Origin of the sequence: Bacillus thuringiensis (genome assembly GCF_001182785.1) — a bacterium.
GTDB classification, from domain to species: domain Bacteria; phylum Bacillota; class Bacilli; order Bacillales; family Bacillaceae_G; genus Bacillus_A; species Bacillus_A thuringiensis_S.
Genome location: NZ_CP012101.1, coordinates 171,088 through 187,041 on the forward strand (window position 1 = coordinate 171,088; position 15,954 = coordinate 187,041).

The window sequence follows — 15,954 nt, forward strand, 5'->3', positions numbered from 1 at the left end:
GAATTATTTGTAAAAGCAAGATTGATTCATGTACTTGCACGAACCAATTGCCTTAATTCAATTGTTATCTATCCCATATCATATTTTCTAGTTACATATTGTCATAAGGTTAAATTGACACAAGTCATAGGTTAATCATTACACTTTTGTACTACCGGCTATGACAACTTATAAATAATAATTACATTGATGAGTCGCAAGTAAGACTCGATTATGCGTTTGGGAGGGATTTTAAAGATGGATGATCTGTATGCCAAAATATTTTTATTCTAAGTTGTGTCTGTGGAAATGACAAGAAGTAAATTCGATAAACAAGTGAATTATAGGGGAAGGGCGGATTACAATGATATTACACGCAAAATCGTTCCACAATAAAGATAAAATCCAACGTGCTAAAATAGGACTTCAACTCTTTCTGAGTATCTTAATCATTACTTCTATTATCCTAAATGTAGTAGTAATAATTACGAAAAGTATGCCGCTTATTGTGGTATATATGTTTACCCCAGCATTATCTTCTATTTTGACTCGCATAATACTGAAAGAAGGGTTTAAAGATGTATCTTTTAGTCTCGGTAACTTAAAGATATGGAAGGGGATTGGTTTTGCTCTGCTAATCCCTATGATTATTTGTGGAATTACTTATTCTATCGCCTGGTTGAGCGGAATTGCTGGGTTTCAGTATCCCGAAGTTGGTATGTTTATTTTAGAACCGATCTACAATATGCTTGGGCTTCAGTATGTAACGGCACCATTCAGCTTCATTTATCTAGTAGTATTGAGCGGCATTTTCGGAAGTTTGCTTGGCTTAATCCCAGCTTTGGGAGAAGAAATGGGCTGGCGAGGTTATATGCTCACAAGGCTAGTCGATGCAGAGTTTTCACGGCCCATCCTTTTTAGTGGATTGATTTGGGCAACGTGGCATGTTCCAATAGTTATTGCTGGTCTATATGTAGCGGGACCATCTGTCGTTCTTTCAGTACTTGGTATCTATCTTTGTATTGTACCATTCGGTTATATTATAGCTTATTTACGACTTATTACAGGTAGCATTTGGCCTTCGGTTATCATCCATGCTACTTGGAATGCCATTATTCAAGGACCTTTCACACGTGCAAGTACAGGGTATCAAACTGAGATTTGGATTGGAGAATCTGGCTTGATAACCGCTATTATCATCTTGATTACTGCAATAATTACGTCTCGAATAGTAAATTTAACCAAATAGCATACAGATGTGTTTTAATTTCAATTAGTGTAATATGACAAGGCGAAATAAGATGCTTCTAAAAATATTGAAAAAATAAGTTAAATAAGAGTAAATACCATAATTAGGAGTGTGTTATATACAAATATAATGGAAGTGGGGTAGTACCGCATCGCCATCAAGCTAAGAAAGGTAAATGCCCCCAGAACGAAATTTTGTGCTAACTTGTAGCAAAATAGCTCATTTTTTCGTTTTGGGGTAATTCTGAATTCTTAAGTTGATGGGCATGGGGTCCTGACGGCAAAACGCGGATTTTATACGCTAAGAAAAATTCTATAAAAAAAGCCGATCTCCTCGTATATTAAGGAATCAACTTTTTAGAAAATATTTATTTGATACATATTCTTTGTGATTAGCTTTAAAAAGCTAATCTATAATTTTTAAAAATGAGGGGATATATAAGAGTTGTCGAAACAGCTCTTAAGGTTAATAAATTATAGTTTTTTAATTATTTGATGAGGCTATTTAATTATCTTTATCCTCTACTTTATATAATTGATCAGCTCTATATACACTAAAAGATGAGATTATTACAGATAAAATAACTATAACTACCCAGTAACCGATATTATATACTGCAAGTGCTACTGCTATAATGCCCAACACTATAGCTGAGATAAAACCCCATTTTACTTTTACATCTTTCAAAATTTTAGAATTCATGATTCCCCCTCCCCCTTCATACAAAATTAGTAAAGTTTAACTTTCTAATTTATCGAACTTTAATTTCCCTGTAGGTAAAAATACATCTTCTTTTTGAGTTACCTTTATTACTCTCATAATTCCTCTTACCAAACCAATTACATAGCCAACAAATATTCCCAAACCAACGCCAATCAATAATAAGGATTTAGATGATAATTCTGAAATTGAAGGGGTGTAATTAGCAATAAAATATCCACCTAATAATCCTAAAAGAATTATTGAACCAACGATTAAGAAACGATTAAAAACAGAATGAAGCATAATATCACGAATTTTTTTATCCATATTAATAATCTCCTCCACTAAATTTAATAATCTTGCATCCATAGCATTAATAAATACATCAATTATTTCTTTCAAAGAGAGTTCCCTTTTCCCTAAAATATATAAAAACTCATCTCCATAGCGTTTTCTCCATTTTTTAGGATACAAATTAATGAGCCATTTCATATCAGACCCAACCTCTGAAAACCTAACTTGGTGACATGCTCAATTTCCTTTAATTTTTCTTGTAAGTATTCTCTGCCTTCAGTTGTTATTTGATAAGGTTTTTTCCTATCTTTTGAGGAAATTGCTTCAATAAGTTTGTGCTTTTCCATACGACTAATTGCACCATATAAAGTACCAGGACCAATTTTAATATCATATGATTTTTCAATATCTTCCATAATCGCATACCCGTGTTTGTTACCCTCAGCTAAACTGATCAAAATAAATAATGTAGGTTCTGAAAACCTTTCAATTGAACTCATGATTCTTGTATTCAGCTCCTTTCAATTATTACGTTATACGATATATCGTATAACGTAATAATACTTATGAATAAAATATTAGTCAACTTTTTTTCATAAATATCAAAACGCTTAATTTAAACTATTTTGATATTTCATGTTTTTAGGCCCTTTTATGACTAGTTTTGAATTTTATTCAACAACTCCCATAAACGACCGTTTATGGTATTTTACTTATTTCTATCCAGATTGAGAAAAATACTATTCAAATTTAGTTTCAAAACTCATACCCAAAATAAATGATCCTAACATATTAGTCATATACAATATGTTAGGATCGTGATATTTTAAGTATTTTTTGGATTTAGGTCTTGATAAACACTCATTTCATCTTTTAGTGAGCGCCAAGATTCAATTTTAATAGATTTAGTGGTACCATCTCGTAAAGTGTATTGATGGATATAATACGATTCCTCATTTTTTTTCATTATTAAACCTCGATATTCATTTAATTCATTATTTTTCTATAGGTGTGTAAAAATTATATATTAAGTGAAGGGTGTGAATCTGTATTTTCTATCGTTCGTTTATGGTAATCATAATATCTTTTTAAGGATAAATCAGATTTAAATCCTATTTGCTGCATGACTTGATCAGGCGGAGTATTCCCTTGAATATTCCTTAAAATAAAGGTATTCCGAAAATATTGAGCAGAAATTCCCTTTCGGAGATTAGCACGTTTCACTTCTAAACGAATCATTTTTTGTATTGAGATTGCGGTTAAAAATTTTGGTGCATCCTCCTCATAGCTCCAGTGGTATGTCCCCCGGGTAAAATCAAAAGCAACAAATAACGGATCATTGCTGTGATATTTAGGACGTACAGGTTCAGGTATAGTTTTATAGTAATTATATAGGTATAATTTATCTTTTTCCTTCAAATCAATGATTCTATCTACTTTTGCGTCTTCAGGAATGGATAAATTATTATTTTCGAAATGAACGTGTACCTTTTTAAACGGTTAAAAAAACTCAACCTAATAAAGTAATTTTTTTAGACTATCTTTATGTTTTCGCATTCACCAATAAAAAGTATTCTGTAGATTTTATCAATACCTAAATACCTCTAAAAAATATATATTTTAGTAAATGATGCTTATTGGAAAAGGGGCTAATGAACATGAAGATAAAAAAGAGGCAATTGGTAGCAACTATATATCCAGGTCAGTTATTTAGCACTGCTACTTTACCCGAAGGCACGAGTTTTTTGAAATGGGAATTAGCAGGCAGTGGTGATGTAGATGATATTCTTTTTGACGTAATGGAAGATAAATTCTGGGACATAGATGACCTTATATTTAGTGATGTTTTACACGAAAATCGAACTGAAGTGATACAAAATAAAGCAATGTATATTGATAATGTTCGGAATGCTACATCATTAGTTGGCATAAACATATATGCTTTAATTTATGAATAACGACACCGTAATATTTCTCAATACCCATTTTTTTCTACAAATTGTATATTTTAGTTAGGTTGCTGTAGTAACCTGATTAAAAATATCTTTTTTATGAAATGGGGAATGGATATGGAAACAAAAGCGACAGTAGAGATTGCAAGAGTAAGATCAGGTAAAGAGCCACAACCAGGACAGAAAAATCGTTCAAGTGGCAACTTTAGTACTGAGAATCTTCCTGTAGGAACAAAATATTTGAAATGGGAGGTTATAGGAGGCGGAGATCCGGACTTTATTAGCTTTAATGTAATGGAAGATAAGTCCGCTGCAACGGACCCTACTCATTTCCCTGGTGTATTAAGTGGCAATCGGACAAGTGTTATATCAAAAAGATCTCTTTATATTGCTAACCCTAATAATGCTACCTCTGAATTTACTGTAATCGTATCTGCTATGGTTCAATAAGTAAAATCAAAAAGGAGACTACGAAATATTTTTTTAGTCTTTTTTTAGTCTCTTTTTTATCGGTTACTTCTTCGCTCTTTCTATTTAACTTATTTAGAAAGAATATGATTTTTTGATAATTGGGGAAATAAAGTTTCTTATGTCGACGGACACGCGATCCTAATACATAAAGAATATTCCTGTGATTTTTTCAATATAGGTGTATCTTATAATCAATAAAAAAATTCAAATTTATGTTACACCTGTATGAGGAAAGGTTTTTGATTTAATAGGGAAAAATACTATAGGGAGGAATAAAACATGTCTTTGAAAAAGAAATTAGGTATGGGAGTCGTTTCAGCCGCTCTTGGTTTATCTTTAATTGGTGGGGGGACATATGCGTATTTTAGTGATCAAGTTGTGACGAATAACACATTAGCCGCGGGGACATTAGATCTTGCTATGCAGCCTACCACTTCTCTCAATTTAGATAATTTAAAACCTGGGGATAAAATTTTAAAGAAATTCAATTTAAAAAATAGTGGTACATTAGATATTAAAGATGTTTTAATGAAAGTGGATTATACCGTAAACGATTTAAAACGAGATAATCAGGAAGACGATTTCGGTAAACATATTAAAGTACAATTTCTTTGGGATTGGGATCCAGCTAAAAGTCCTGTATACGAAACAACTCTTGCAGAATTAAAATCACAAAATCCGGAAGTCACGTCTCATAAAGTATTCCTTGCAAAATGGGCAGAGACGGGTGGATTAAAGGCGGGTAAGATGGATTGGTTCTGGATAAAATTTATCTTCGAAGATAATAATATGGATCAGAATATGTTCCAGGGAGATAGTATTACGATGAAAATGGAATTCCAAGCGAATCAAACAGAAGGACAAGAAAGATAATATTGCAAGACCCCTATATGGAAAATCTAAGACTTCTAAGACCTAACATTTTAGAAGTCTTACTTTCATATTTCAAATCGGAGTAATATTTATGAAAAAAGAGTAAACTGTAATCATACCAGGTTTTTTATTTGTTAAAAAAACTTTGCAGCAGAACCCAGCACTTTATCTGGGTTCTTATTTTCATTTACCTTAGGCTTTGTCTCATATAGATTGTTTAATACACGATTATACTCATTTCTTGTAATTTCTTTATTATACAACTGAATTAATAAATCTTTATGCTCTTTTGAAAAGGCCATTTTATCAAAAAACTTAGGATACATAGTGCCATTCTCTCCGCTTCATGTTGGGTTTTATATGATAAACTAGAAGTATAAAAACCCATATCTATATAGAATAGGGTTGGGTTTTTCAGTTACTATTTTAGACGTCGTTGTATAGTATAAATATTGGCTGAGTATTAAATTATAACATAAAAGTTATACCCTTAGTTATTTTTCTAAGGGGGTCAGGTACCGGAAAATGTGTGAACATCCTGTCCGTGGGCTTTAGAATCGAATCGTGGAGATTGCATGTTTATATACAAGCTGTTGTTTCCCCTCATATTCTATTAAAATAGAAAAAGTATCATATCCTCTTATTATTCCTTTTATATGTAGTCCTTTTAACAGGATTAACGTGATATCCTTCTTCTTTTGAAACGCTTCTTGTAATAAGTCTTCCTGTGAAAATAGTATGTTCTTACCTCTATCCTTTTGAAATAATTGTAATTTCGTTTCCAATGAATTCTCCCCCTATTCTTCTCATACAGTTACTTTGTATTGTTCTAGTTCAGCTAACAGTTGTTTTAGCCCCTCTGGACTCAACGTCAGCTTTCCACCTACTAGTTTTACATTCCTTGAAGATATTTCTCCTGTGATAGGACAAGTACCATGAGGTGTATATTTTTGTAGAACAATCGCATCTTCTTCTACAAAAAATTCTAAAGCATCGCTTGTTTCCACCTGTAAAGTTTTTCTTGTTTCTTTTGGTATTACAATTCGTCCCAAATTATCTACTTTTCGTACAATACCTGTTGCTTTCATAAGCATGCCCTCCTTTTTTTACAAATAGAATATTCCACATATCGCGTAATCGTTTTCATTATTTTAAAACCATATATACTATAAAAAAGTTTATCTCAATCTGTAGAAATATTCTCCAGGTCTTCTTACGTCCACTGTTGCAAACTTTCTACTCTCTTCATGCCCTCAATCACTTTTTCGTCACTCACTATATAATAAACCTCATTTCCTTTTCGCTCATAGGAAACGATTTTAAACTGTTTTAACTTTATTAACTGCTGTGACATTGTAGATTGTGGAACACGTAGTAACTTCTGTAACTCGGATACATTTAATGGACTTTTCGAAATTAATTCTCGAACGATTATCAAACGCATAGGATGTCCAAGCATCCGCAATATATCTGCAGGTCTCTCGTAATACTCAATATCCATATAGAAAGCTTTTGGCATAATCTCTTCCCCTTTTTGGATGAACGTTTTTTATATCCTAATATCATCTATTTGTTCCGCCAATGTTTTATATATGCAAGGGCTTCATCTAAGTATCTATATTCTTATAACTATATTATTCCTCAAAATTCTCCCTATTTCCTCTTTGTATCTTACTAAATAACTCATTTAATTCACTCTGTTTTATATTCTCTGGTATTTCTATTGCGTGTCCAAACGTTTTCCTCCAAGAAATTTTTAATACTTTAATTTGTTTCGTAGAGACCGAATTTTGAAGTTTTTCTTTTTTCTGCTGTTCCTTCAGATGCTCCAATTGCAATAGTCTTTTTTTCATACATAAATAATCCTTTGGAATATCTTCTCGCAGACTTAAATCATATAGTAAACTGTTAAAATAGTTCCGCTGTCTTAATGTAGACTTTCTTCTACGCATAGAGTGTTCCATCTGTTGCAATAGCTCTGTTAGCTCAACAATAGAAAAATTCACTTCTATCCACTTCTGAAAAAAACGTGTTTTTTCTATATAGACAATTACTTGCTCAACAAACGCATCCGTAATAAAAGATTTATCTTCCTCTACAGCAACATAGTCCATATCCTGAAGAAGCGTACGAACAATTCCTCGAATATCAGTGAGAAACCCCTGTTGTAAAGAGCGTTCTAAATCTGTAAATACCATTCTACCAACAATCCTTTCTTAAAACCACGTAGTCTAATTAACATAAAGAGTTGCGTCCGTATGTTTTTTAGTCTAAAAAACATATAGTAAATATATAATAATAAAAATAATGTAATAGTATCAAAATCGGTATTGAGAAAATAGTAAAATGAATATATGTAGTACATATTTATTGTATACTATAAATAATCTGTCATTAAATCCCTTGTATATAAGAAAAGCGAGATAAAAGAGCTCGCTTTTCTTTTTGTTTGCATATAATTTCATGAAAAAACCTCAATACATGTTAAGGCGGACGAAATAGAAACGCAATGAAAAGAGGAGCCCTTTAGCATAGGAGGGCGATGGCAGTTGCATATGTAACTGTTAACTAGGCACATTCTATCATATATATTTTATCTACTTAAATATGAATACTTTTAATTTCTGAAATATTTAACCGCCCCTACAATAAATACTACAACTATACGAAGAGAAATGGGAAGTTGAAAACGAGAGAGCTTCTTACTGTAGAACAAAGGGAATACTTTTATGAAGTTCCTGAGCATATGGACGAGAGAGAAATTCTACGATATTACACAATATCTGATGAAAAATTGCAAATTATAAATAAACAACGCGGTGCTGCCAATCGATTAGGTTTTGCCATACAAATTGCTTACTTACGATTTCCTGGGAGACCATTATCGGCAAATGAAAAAGTACCAGATTTTATTGTACATACGATTGCTAAACAATTAAGGATTTTACCTTCAGCTATAGCAAACTATGCACGTGGACGTGATACAACTCGTCGAGAGCTAGCACGTTGGCTCCTCCCAATGGCAATGAAAACAGATCAAGGCCATCTTTTAGTAGATGCTCTTATTACAGAAATGAGGAAAAGAAAAATCATTCTTCCAGCCATATATGCAGTTGAACATTTAGCATGGGCTGTACGTGAACGAGCACATAGAAAAATTTTCAAACAATTAACAAGAAACCTTATTTCTTCTCAATGTAAGCAACTAGACAAGTTATTAAGTGTAGGAAAAGGATACAAGTTTTCGTATTTATCATGGCTTCGACAACCTTCAGGTGTTGTTTCTGTTAAAAACTTTCACAAGATTATGGATCGAATAGAGTTTATCCAAAAATTAAATTTACCTTTAGATAACGGCAGAGAAGTGCATCAGAATCGATTGCTACAGATGGCACGTGAAGGATCACGTTATTCCAATCAACATTTATCCAGGTTTCATGAGCTCAAACGACATGCAACTCTTATGGCCTTTCTCATTCATATATATGCTTTTTTAACAGATCAGGGAATAGAGATGCTTGAGAAACTAATGGGTAGAATGTTTAATCGTGGAGAAAAGAAACATAAGGAACATTTTCAAAAGGATGGAAAAGCAATTAATGAAAAGGTTCGTTTATACGCAAAAGTTGAAAAGGCTTTAATTGAAGAAAAAAAATTAGAACAAGACCCATTTGAATCTTTACAATCTATCATTTCATGAGAACAATTTGTACAATCAGTAGAACAGGCTGAAGAACTATCCAGACCAGCAGAATTTGACTATTTAGATCTACTAGATAATCATTATGGACATTTTCGGAAGTTTGCACCTAGATTATTAAGTACGTATGTATTTAAAGCCTCTAAAGCGAGCCATACTTTATTTCAGGCCCTAGAGATGTTGAAAGAAATAAACCAAACAGGAAAAAGAAAAATCCCTGAAACAGCTCCGATGGATTTTCTCAAATCGAAATGGTTCAAGCATGTGATTAAAGAAAATGGTATTGATCGTCATTACTATGAGTTTGGTATCTTTTCAGAATTATGTAATCATCTTCGTTCTGGGGACATGTGGGTCATAGGAAGTAGACAATATAAGGATTTTGAAGAATATCTTTTACCCCAAGAAAAGTGGAAAGAATTAAAGGAGAAAAACCAAGTTCCACTAACAATTCCAACCAATATAGATCAGTATTTACAGGAACGATTTGAGTTAATGGAAGAGCAGCTCTCTAAGGTAACTCATTTAATTCAAAATCAATTATTGCCAGATGTTGATATCTATGCAGATAAAATACAAATTGCATCTTTAAAGAAAATGATTCCAGATGAGGTCGAAGATATAACTAGACTTATTTATAGTGTATTACCGCGCATTAAATTAACAAATCTATTGGTAGAAGTAGATAGCTGGACTCAATTTAGCAAACATTTTGTTCATCTTCATACCCAAACTGAGCCAAAGGATAAATCGGTATTATTCGCAGCTATTTTGGCTGATGGAATTAATCTTGGTCTTTCAAAAATGGCAGATGCATGTCCAAATATATCTTATTCACAATTAGCTTGGATATCGGATTGGTATATAAGAGATGAAAATTACTCCAAAGCTCTTGGAGCAATCACTGATTTTCAGCATAAATACCCATTCTCTTCTCACTGGGGAGATGGTTCAACTTCATCCTCTGATGGACAATTCTTTAGAGCTGATGGTCAGTCTAGCCCTTTGGCACAAGTAAATGCAAAGCATGGTAGGGATCCAGGGTTAAGTTTTTATACACATATCTCAGATCAATACGCCCCATTTTATGTACAAGTGATTAGTTCTTCAGAAGAAGCTCCACATATTATTGATGGATTACTATACCATGAAACAGATTTGGAAATTGAAGAACATTATACGGATGCAGCAGGTTTTGTGGATCATGTTTTTGCCATGTGTCATATGTTAGGATTTCGATTTGCTCCTAGAATTAAAACGTTTAGTAAAAATAAAATTTATACTTTTGAAAAGCCTGTAAATCAACCGCATCTAGAATTTATGATTGGTGGAACAATTCATACAAAGAAAATAAGAGAAAATTGGGATGACTTATTACGATTAACTAGCTCTGTTCGTAATGGAACAATCACAGCTTCTCTGATTCTCAAAAAGCTTGCGGCCTATCCAAGGCAGAATAGCTTATCTGTAAATTTGCGTGAGATAGGAAGGATTGAAAGAACTTTATATACATTAGACTGGTTGCAGAGTCCTGAGCTTAGGAGACGTGTACAGGTTGGTTTAAATAAAGGTGAAGCAAAACATGCACTTGCTCGAGCTGTATTTTTTAATCGATTAGGGGAAATTCGTGATCGTTCTTATGAGGATCAATTACATAGAGCAAGTGATTTGCAACTTCTTATTTCAGCAATTGTATTATGGAATACGGTATATATATCACATGCAGTACATGCTTTACGTGCAAAAGGCGTGGACATTCCAGAAGAATATTTACAACATATATCTCCACTTGGATGGGAACATATTACGTTGACAGGTGATTATGTTTGGAACTTGAATGAAAAAACAAATTTTAATAACCTAAGACCATTACGCGAAAGAAATTATATCAAAAAATAGCAAACTAAGTAGCCGGTTCCTTAACGTACAGGGAACCAGTCAATTTGTGTCCAAATTGTGTCTAAACGTACAATTTTCTTTTTTTGATATGGTGACCCCATATAGGGTACCGCCAGCATTTCGGAAAAACCCCACGCTAAGAAAAATAAATACCAAAAAGCTAATTCTTTCTTAATATATAGATAGAATTAGCTTTCTAAATGTTTTAGGGGTTCAGCCGTAAAAATGGGTCATAATCTGTATTTTATTTCCATTATGAGATTTCGGTGTAACAAAAAGGTGTTTTACTAGTAATGTTAAGAATTATTTTTGATACAGTATCTTGTTACAGCGAATTTAATAGTTAGGATATTTCATATTTCTAAATACAAAATGTAACAAAACCTAACAATTAAATTATTTTTTGTCACATTAGATATTGTGTTATAATGAGTTATCGTTAACTTTAAGAGAATCAAGCCTACATATAGGAGGAGTCTAAATGAATTTATCTCAGGTAAAAAAACTAGAACTTATGATGCATATTATTACTTTATTATCTTTCATCATTCTCACTCTTTTTAGCATTACAATTTTTTATATACCCTTAATTTTTTATTTCATATTCAAATCAAAAAAACTTCGTATAATTGCTATTGAAACAGCCGTTTATCAGCTATTCACTTGGATTATTGTATTGATTTGGAATACTTTTGTAATGAGGACTTTAATGTTTTCTATGTTCCATTCCGATATGAACATGAGTAATATGTCCATGATATTGTGGACAGCCCCAATTTATATAATCCTAACTATTTTATTAGCTTTCGGACCCCTTAAAGGAATTTTACATGTATTACAAGAGAAAGATTTTCATTATCCTATTATCTCCAAATGGATTAGTAAGTAAAAATAAAGAAGAATCCAGCGAATTATGGATTCTTCTTTATTTTGTATTTAAATACTAGTTGTATTTATAATTGAGATATTTTTTAACTTCTAAAAATACTTAAAATAAGCATCGCTAAACCGCTTAATGCCATAAAAGTAAAAGCACCATAGCCAAAAATTCCAATCCATTTTGGTAATTGATTCATGTTAGCTTTATTTGTTGGGACTCCTTGTATAGAAAACATCATTTCTTGGTCTCGATCCCTATTATTTTGTTGTTGGTACATAATCTCATCACCTTCTGGCAATTTTACTTATAGTATATCAAATTGGCTGCAATTTTAATAGGAAAGAACAAGTATATAATAATAAAAAGAATTACTTATATTATAATTTAAAAATAAGACAAAAATATTTAGAAAATTCAGAACGTATTGAATATTTATGCACACTTATTTATAATTGATTATGAGTTGGTGTACTAATCTGTCATCTGTTCCTTTTTCTAAAGGAGATTGAGATCAATCTTCTTTTTTTGTTAGTTCCTCTTTCTTCGAAAAAGGAACTAGAATTACTTAAGAATTGTGGAAATAGCTTGCTTGTAGACTAGTTGTTGCTTACCCTGAACTATCATAAGAACGGTGAATTTATCCATTGCAAGGATCTGCCCACGTATTGGAACGCCATTCATTAAAAATACAGTAACTTCCCCTTTTCTTTCAATTGTTCATATATATCTTCTTGTAAGTTATACATGAAATACTCCCCCTTAGTGTATCTACTTTTCTTTTAATGCTTGCTGTATCTCTTTGTTGTCCATTTGTATTTCCCATTCACCTTCTATTTTTCTAAACCATTTTCCTATTTTGCTTACATAGTATCTTTTTACTTCACTATATGGAATCCAAATTTCACGTTCTTGTATTTGATTCATCACTTCATGAAGAATCTCATCATGCTCGTATTTTTAGGCTTTCGATGATGCGTTCTTACAAACTGTATGTATTCCCTACGTAACCAATTATAAATGTGATCTTTTTGTTTTTGCCGGAGATGTGACTACTTTTTATTTGTCTGATGGAGTTTTCCATTTACTTTTATATGGTTTTTCAACAACACTCATCCCCTTTTACCATCTAAATGCATATATATAACTATCGTATCACATTTTAATTGAAATACGGCCCTAGGTACATATTTCGCAAGAAATCTATCCAAAATAAAAATAATATCTCTATTTCATACATAATAGTATCCAAAACAGACGAGGCCGAATCCATTAAGCGGAGTGATTAGGCATAAAAAATTAAATGTATACTATCAAGTATGTTTTTATTTTTCATTTAATATTACAGTACGTGAAATTTCATGTGTATTGTGTTAAAAAAGCCCCCATAGACCTTATATCTATGAGAGCTACCTAAGGGTATTTAGACTTTCGACTCCATTCTATTGTAACAGGCTTTCACTATACATGAGAAACATAATGAATCAAAAACAGACCATCATAATAAGAAACTCTTTAACCTCTTGCTGAAAGGAAATACGACCTTCTTCCATTCTACATGCCCCTTTTCTTAATATCTTTATATGTGTTAAAATAAATAGGAAAGAAATCAGTCAATTTCTTTCTTCTACGGTCACTCAGACTTTTGCTCTTTGTTTGCTTTTGCAAATAAAGAGCTTTTATTTTGCATACTTATACTTACTTTCTAACATCGCATAGCGCAATAGCTTTAACTTTTTCTCTTTTTTCAATGCTTTCCACTCAGATACATCAATCTTCATTCCTCCATTAATTAAATTTGTTATTTATATAGACCTATAAGTTCCAGTTATATATTTTTCTAATTTGTTTGTCACTAAATCCTTTATGAATAGCGAAGATTTCGGGAAAATCGGAGAGACACAAATCAATAATTGTATTATCAGTTGTTCTTATAGGGATCCCCATTTGGTGATAACCCGCTAACTTCTGCATTGGTGGACCGTTTGGTCCATCATGCTCATATCATTGCATTCACAGGTGAAAATTATCGTTCGCGAAATGCTTTATCTTCTGGAAATACCAAAATTAACATTTAAAAAAATAGCTGCGCGCCTCTGGAATTTTTTCTGCATTTTTCAGGGATTGTTGCTTGCACGACTCAGATTAAAAATTTAAAATAAAGAATAATTAACATAGCGGGAGGAGAAATACGTGATTACACTAAAGTCTATGGCTGAAGAGGAGTTTCAGCGTTATTATGAGAATGAGATTGAAGATTATGCGAAAGAGAAGGTTGCTGCTGGAAATTGGAGTGAAGATCAAGCTGTTAACTTGTCCAAAATAGAATTTGATCAGCTGTTACCAAAAGGGGAAAAAACGGAGTACAATTATTTATACTCTATCTTTCATGATCAAAATCTAGTTGGAATGATTTGGATTGCGCAAAAATCGCCTACAAGTAATGAGGAAGGTTTTATTTATGACTTTATTATTTTTGAGCAATATCAAGGGTTAGGATATGGTAAAAAGGCAATGAAAGAAATTGAAGTGATTGCTAAAGAATTAGGAATGAAAAAAATTGGACTTCATGTTTTTGGTCATAACAAAGTTGCTCGTGGATTATATGAAAAGTTAGGCTATGAAATTACAAATATAGATATGATGAAATTCATTTAAGAAAGCTATTTATAAGTATTAAAAGGGGAGTAGATGAGATGAGGAAAATTGTATTGATTGCAATTGTTTGTATTGTGCTTGGAGGAATCGGTTTATTTTTTACAAAATCAGCCTTTTTTATGAAAACTGCGAATGGATCAACTGATACAAAGAAATTGGAACAGAAGCAATTTAAAAATGAGCAAATCAAAAGCATTAATGTTGATACAGATGGTGGAGATGTTGTAATTGAAAAAGGAAAGACTGATTTGTTTGAAGTTCGGTATAACGGTGATCAGGAAAAGCGAAAGTTAGACGTAAATGAGAACGGTGAAATGCTGCAAGTGAAAATAAAAACGAAAAGCAAACATATAATTGAATCAAAAGACGAAAGCCTTACAATTATTGTGCCTGAACGTGTATATAATAAAATTGAAGTAGAGACAGCAGCAGGAACGATTCAAATGCAAAATATCCAAAGTGAAGATATATCTGCGCATTCAGCTGCTGGCGGCGTGAAAATGAAGGAAATGAAAGCACAGAATGTAAAAGTGTCATCAAGTGCGGGAGGTATTGTTCTTCATAAAGTAGAAGGAAAAGTGCGTGCAGAGTCGGAAGCAGGAAGTGTAGAGGTGACGCAGCATAATCCGCAATATAGTATTGAGGCGGATTCGGCAACAGGATATGTCAATATTCAGCTGAAGGAAATGCCAAAAGATGCTGTTGTGAAAGGCTCCGCTGATACAGGAGAGGTACAGATTTTCGGAAAAGAAAATAAAGAAATAACGATAGGTAACGGAAAGGTGCAGATTAGCGGGAAAACATCAGTGGGCTCTGTAAAAATTGAGGCGAATTAAAAAAACAGACCAAATTTAGTCTGTTTTTTAGTGTAAATGACGATATACACCAATCACTTAGGAGATGCTTTTTTAGCACCATTCACATCATATCACTATCAACCTAAGATATATTTATATCCATAATTCACAGAAAACGTTATTCTTTTTGTAGAAATATACAGAAAGGATGGCGTTTTTTATGAATCTTTCGATTCAAGATAAGTTTTATTTGTTCGCTGAAGAATCGAAATGAAGCAATTCTTCAGATCGTAGACAAAGGGTTAATTCGTAAATAATGGCTACCCTTTTTATTTACCCTAAAAAACCTAAAAACGCATGTAAATTCCCTCTCTCCATTTACATGCGTTTTTATAACAAATATGACTTATTATATCAACAACCCCTTCAAAACCTCATACAAGCAAATCTGAAGGGTCATTTTTTAGTTGAACTGATTTTTTTCATGCATTCTTTAAACAAAT

At 32.4% G+C, this 15,954-nt stretch carries 16 protein-coding genes and 5 pseudogenes; 9 read left to right on the plus strand and 12 right to left on the minus strand.

The window, feature by feature from the left end; genetic code table 11:
- Positions 1-343: 343 nt before the first annotated feature.
- On the plus strand, positions 344-1,228 hold the full coding sequence (locus AC241_RS30290) for a CPBP family intramembrane glutamic endopeptidase (protein ID WP_050845499.1): 885 nt from the start codon (positions 344-346) through the stop codon (positions 1,226-1,228).
- A gap of 504 nt (positions 1,229-1,732) precedes the next feature.
- On the opposite strand, the gene AC241_RS30295 is transcribed toward AC241_RS30290, so the two are convergent.
- The 4 genes and pseudogenes from AC241_RS30295 to AC241_RS30310 form a co-directional block, all read right to left on the minus strand.
- Positions 1,733-1,930, minus strand: coding sequence for a hypothetical protein (locus tag AC241_RS30295; protein WP_050845500.1), 198 nt, complete (start codon positions 1,928-1,930; stop codon positions 1,733-1,735).
- A 36-nt stretch (positions 1,931-1,966) separates the two neighbouring features.
- Positions 1,967-2,422 (minus strand): hypothetical protein, encoded by a 456-nt coding sequence (locus AC241_RS30300; protein ID WP_050845501.1) that lies wholly within the window; start codon positions 2,420-2,422, stop codon positions 1,967-1,969.
- Entirely contained in the window at positions 2,419-2,724 is a 306-nt protein-coding gene (locus AC241_RS30305) for a PadR family transcriptional regulator (RefSeq protein WP_050845502.1), read from the minus strand. Before AC241_RS30305 ends, AC241_RS30300 begins: the two co-directional genes overlap by 4 nt.
- A gap of 520 nt (positions 2,725-3,244) precedes the next feature.
- Positions 3,245-3,712 (minus strand): annotated as a pseudogene (locus AC241_RS30310) (site-specific integrase); the annotation flags it as partial.
- 170 nt (positions 3,713-3,882) lie between these two features.
- On the opposite strand from AC241_RS30310, the gene AC241_RS30315 reads away from it, so the two are divergent.
- From AC241_RS30315 to AC241_RS30325, 3 genes are all read left to right on the plus strand, one after another.
- A complete protein-coding gene (locus AC241_RS30315; protein WP_050845503.1) occupies positions 3,883-4,182 on the plus strand; it encodes a hypothetical protein in 300 nt (99 codons plus the stop codon).
- Between the two features lie 111 nt (positions 4,183-4,293).
- A complete protein-coding gene (locus AC241_RS30320; RefSeq protein ID WP_050845504.1) occupies positions 4,294-4,626 on the plus strand; it encodes a hypothetical protein in 333 nt (110 codons plus the stop codon).
- A gap of 300 nt (positions 4,627-4,926) precedes the next feature.
- The gene (locus tag AC241_RS30325; protein WP_050845505.1) at positions 4,927-5,520 is read left to right on the plus strand and encodes a TasA family protein; all 594 of its coding nucleotides are present in this window, start codon (positions 4,927-4,929) and stop codon (positions 5,518-5,520) included.
- Positions 5,521-5,654: 134 nt separating this feature from the next.
- Here AC241_RS30325 and AC241_RS30330 read toward each other — a convergent pair whose 3' ends face one another.
- The 5 genes from AC241_RS30330 to AC241_RS30350 all read right to left on the minus strand — a co-directional run bounded on the left by AC241_RS30330 (position 5,655) and on the right by AC241_RS30350 (position 7,718).
- Entirely contained in the window at positions 5,655-5,846 is a 192-nt protein-coding gene (locus AC241_RS30330; protein WP_000283266.1) for a hypothetical protein, read from the minus strand.
- Between the two features lie 225 nt (positions 5,847-6,071).
- Positions 6,072-6,305 (minus strand): RNA chaperone Hfq, encoded by a 234-nt coding sequence (gene hfq / locus AC241_RS30335; RefSeq protein ID WP_050845506.1) that lies wholly within the window; start codon positions 6,303-6,305, stop codon positions 6,072-6,074.
- Positions 6,306-6,326: 21 nt separating this feature from the next.
- A complete protein-coding gene (locus AC241_RS30340) occupies positions 6,327-6,608 on the minus strand; it encodes an AbrB/MazE/SpoVT family DNA-binding domain-containing protein (protein ID WP_050845507.1) in 282 nt (93 codons plus the stop codon).
- Between the two features lie 125 nt (positions 6,609-6,733).
- On the minus strand, positions 6,734-7,039 hold the full coding sequence (locus AC241_RS30345) for an ArsR/SmtB family transcription factor (RefSeq protein WP_050845508.1): 306 nt from the start codon (positions 7,037-7,039) through the stop codon (positions 6,734-6,736).
- A gap of 115 nt (positions 7,040-7,154) precedes the next feature.
- On the minus strand, positions 7,155-7,718 hold the full coding sequence (locus tag AC241_RS30350; protein ID WP_050845509.1) for a hypothetical protein: 564 nt from the start codon (positions 7,716-7,718) through the stop codon (positions 7,155-7,157).
- A gap of 485 nt (positions 7,719-8,203) precedes the next feature.
- On the opposite strand from AC241_RS30350, the pseudogene AC241_RS30355 reads away from it, so the two are divergent.
- Positions 8,204-11,119, plus strand: a pseudogene (locus tag AC241_RS30355) (Tn3 family transposase).
- 481 nt (positions 11,120-11,600) lie between these two features.
- Positions 11,601-12,008 carry a hypothetical protein gene (locus AC241_RS35470; RefSeq protein WP_050845510.1) on the plus strand — a complete coding sequence of 136 codons (408 nt, stop codon included), beginning with the start codon at positions 11,601-11,603 and terminating at the stop codon, positions 12,006-12,008.
- 82 nt (positions 12,009-12,090) lie between these two features.
- Here AC241_RS35470 and AC241_RS30365 read toward each other — a convergent pair whose 3' ends face one another.
- The 3 genes and pseudogenes from AC241_RS30365 to AC241_RS35475 form a co-directional block, all read right to left on the minus strand.
- Positions 12,091-12,276 carry a hypothetical protein gene (locus tag AC241_RS30365; protein ID WP_050845511.1) on the minus strand — a complete coding sequence of 62 codons (186 nt, stop codon included), beginning with the start codon at positions 12,274-12,276 and terminating at the stop codon, positions 12,091-12,093.
- A 284-nt stretch (positions 12,277-12,560) separates the two neighbouring features.
- Positions 12,561-12,745: pseudogene (hfq, locus tag AC241_RS30370) on the minus strand (RNA chaperone Hfq).
- Positions 12,746-12,767: 22 nt separating this feature from the next.
- Positions 12,768-13,102 (minus strand): annotated as a pseudogene (locus tag AC241_RS35475) (transposase).
- An 840-nt stretch (positions 13,103-13,942) separates the two neighbouring features.
- Here AC241_RS35475 and AC241_RS35480 point away from each other — a divergent pair.
- The 3 genes and pseudogenes from AC241_RS35480 to AC241_RS30385 all read left to right on the plus strand — a co-directional run.
- Positions 13,943-14,074 (plus strand): annotated as a pseudogene (locus AC241_RS35480) (ATP-binding protein); the annotation flags it as partial.
- A 115-nt stretch (positions 14,075-14,189) separates the two neighbouring features.
- On the plus strand, positions 14,190-14,654 hold the full coding sequence (locus tag AC241_RS30380) for a GNAT family N-acetyltransferase (RefSeq protein ID WP_050845512.1): 465 nt from the start codon (positions 14,190-14,192) through the stop codon (positions 14,652-14,654).
- Between the two features lie 38 nt (positions 14,655-14,692).
- On the plus strand, positions 14,693-15,490 hold the full coding sequence (locus AC241_RS30385; RefSeq protein ID WP_050845513.1) for a DUF4097 family beta strand repeat-containing protein: 798 nt from the start codon (positions 14,693-14,695) through the stop codon (positions 15,488-15,490).
- Positions 15,491-15,954 lie beyond the last annotated feature (464 nt).

What these genes read in the sequence shown, in the direction of transcription:
- AC241_RS30365 (WP_050845511.1), bottom strand. Translation starts at nt 12,276, where the DNA reads ATGTACCAACAACAAAATAATAGGGATCGAGACCAAGAAATGATGTTT.
- AC241_RS30385 (WP_050845513.1), top strand. Translation starts at nt 14,693, where the DNA reads ATGAGGAAAATTGTATTGATTGCAATTGTTTGTATTGTGCTTGGAGGA.
- AC241_RS30320 (WP_050845504.1), top strand. Translation starts at nt 4,294, where the DNA reads ATGGAAACAAAAGCGACAGTAGAGATTGCAAGAGTAAGATCAGGTAAA.
- AC241_RS30290 (WP_050845499.1), top strand. Translation starts at nt 344, where the DNA reads ATGATATTACACGCAAAATCGTTCCACAATAAAGATAAAATCCAACGT.
- AC241_RS30325 (WP_050845505.1), top strand. Translation starts at nt 4,927, where the DNA reads ATGTCTTTGAAAAAGAAATTAGGTATGGGAGTCGTTTCAGCCGCTCTT.
- AC241_RS30295 (WP_050845500.1), bottom strand. Translation starts at nt 1,930, where the DNA reads ATGAATTCTAAAATTTTGAAAGATGTAAAAGTAAAATGGGGTTTTATC.
- AC241_RS30315 (WP_050845503.1), top strand. Translation starts at nt 3,883, where the DNA reads ATGAAGATAAAAAAGAGGCAATTGGTAGCAACTATATATCCAGGTCAG.
- AC241_RS30345 (WP_050845508.1), bottom strand. Translation starts at nt 7,039, where the DNA reads ATGCCAAAAGCTTTCTATATGGATATTGAGTATTACGAGAGACCTGCA.
- AC241_RS30330 (WP_000283266.1), bottom strand. Translation starts at nt 5,846, where the DNA reads ATGTATCCTAAGTTTTTTGATAAAATGGCCTTTTCAAAAGAGCATAAA.
- AC241_RS35470 (WP_050845510.1), top strand. Translation starts at nt 11,601, where the DNA reads ATGAATTTATCTCAGGTAAAAAAACTAGAACTTATGATGCATATTATT.
- AC241_RS30305 (WP_050845502.1), bottom strand. Translation starts at nt 2,724, where the DNA reads ATGAGTTCAATTGAAAGGTTTTCAGAACCTACATTATTTATTTTGATC.
- AC241_RS30350 (WP_050845509.1), bottom strand. Translation starts at nt 7,718, where the DNA reads ATGGTATTTACAGATTTAGAACGCTCTTTACAACAGGGGTTTCTCACT.
- AC241_RS30340 (WP_050845507.1), bottom strand. Translation starts at nt 6,608, where the DNA reads ATGAAAGCAACAGGTATTGTACGAAAAGTAGATAATTTGGGACGAATT.
- AC241_RS30300 (WP_050845501.1), bottom strand. Translation starts at nt 2,422, where the DNA reads ATGAAATGGCTCATTAATTTGTATCCTAAAAAATGGAGAAAACGCTAT.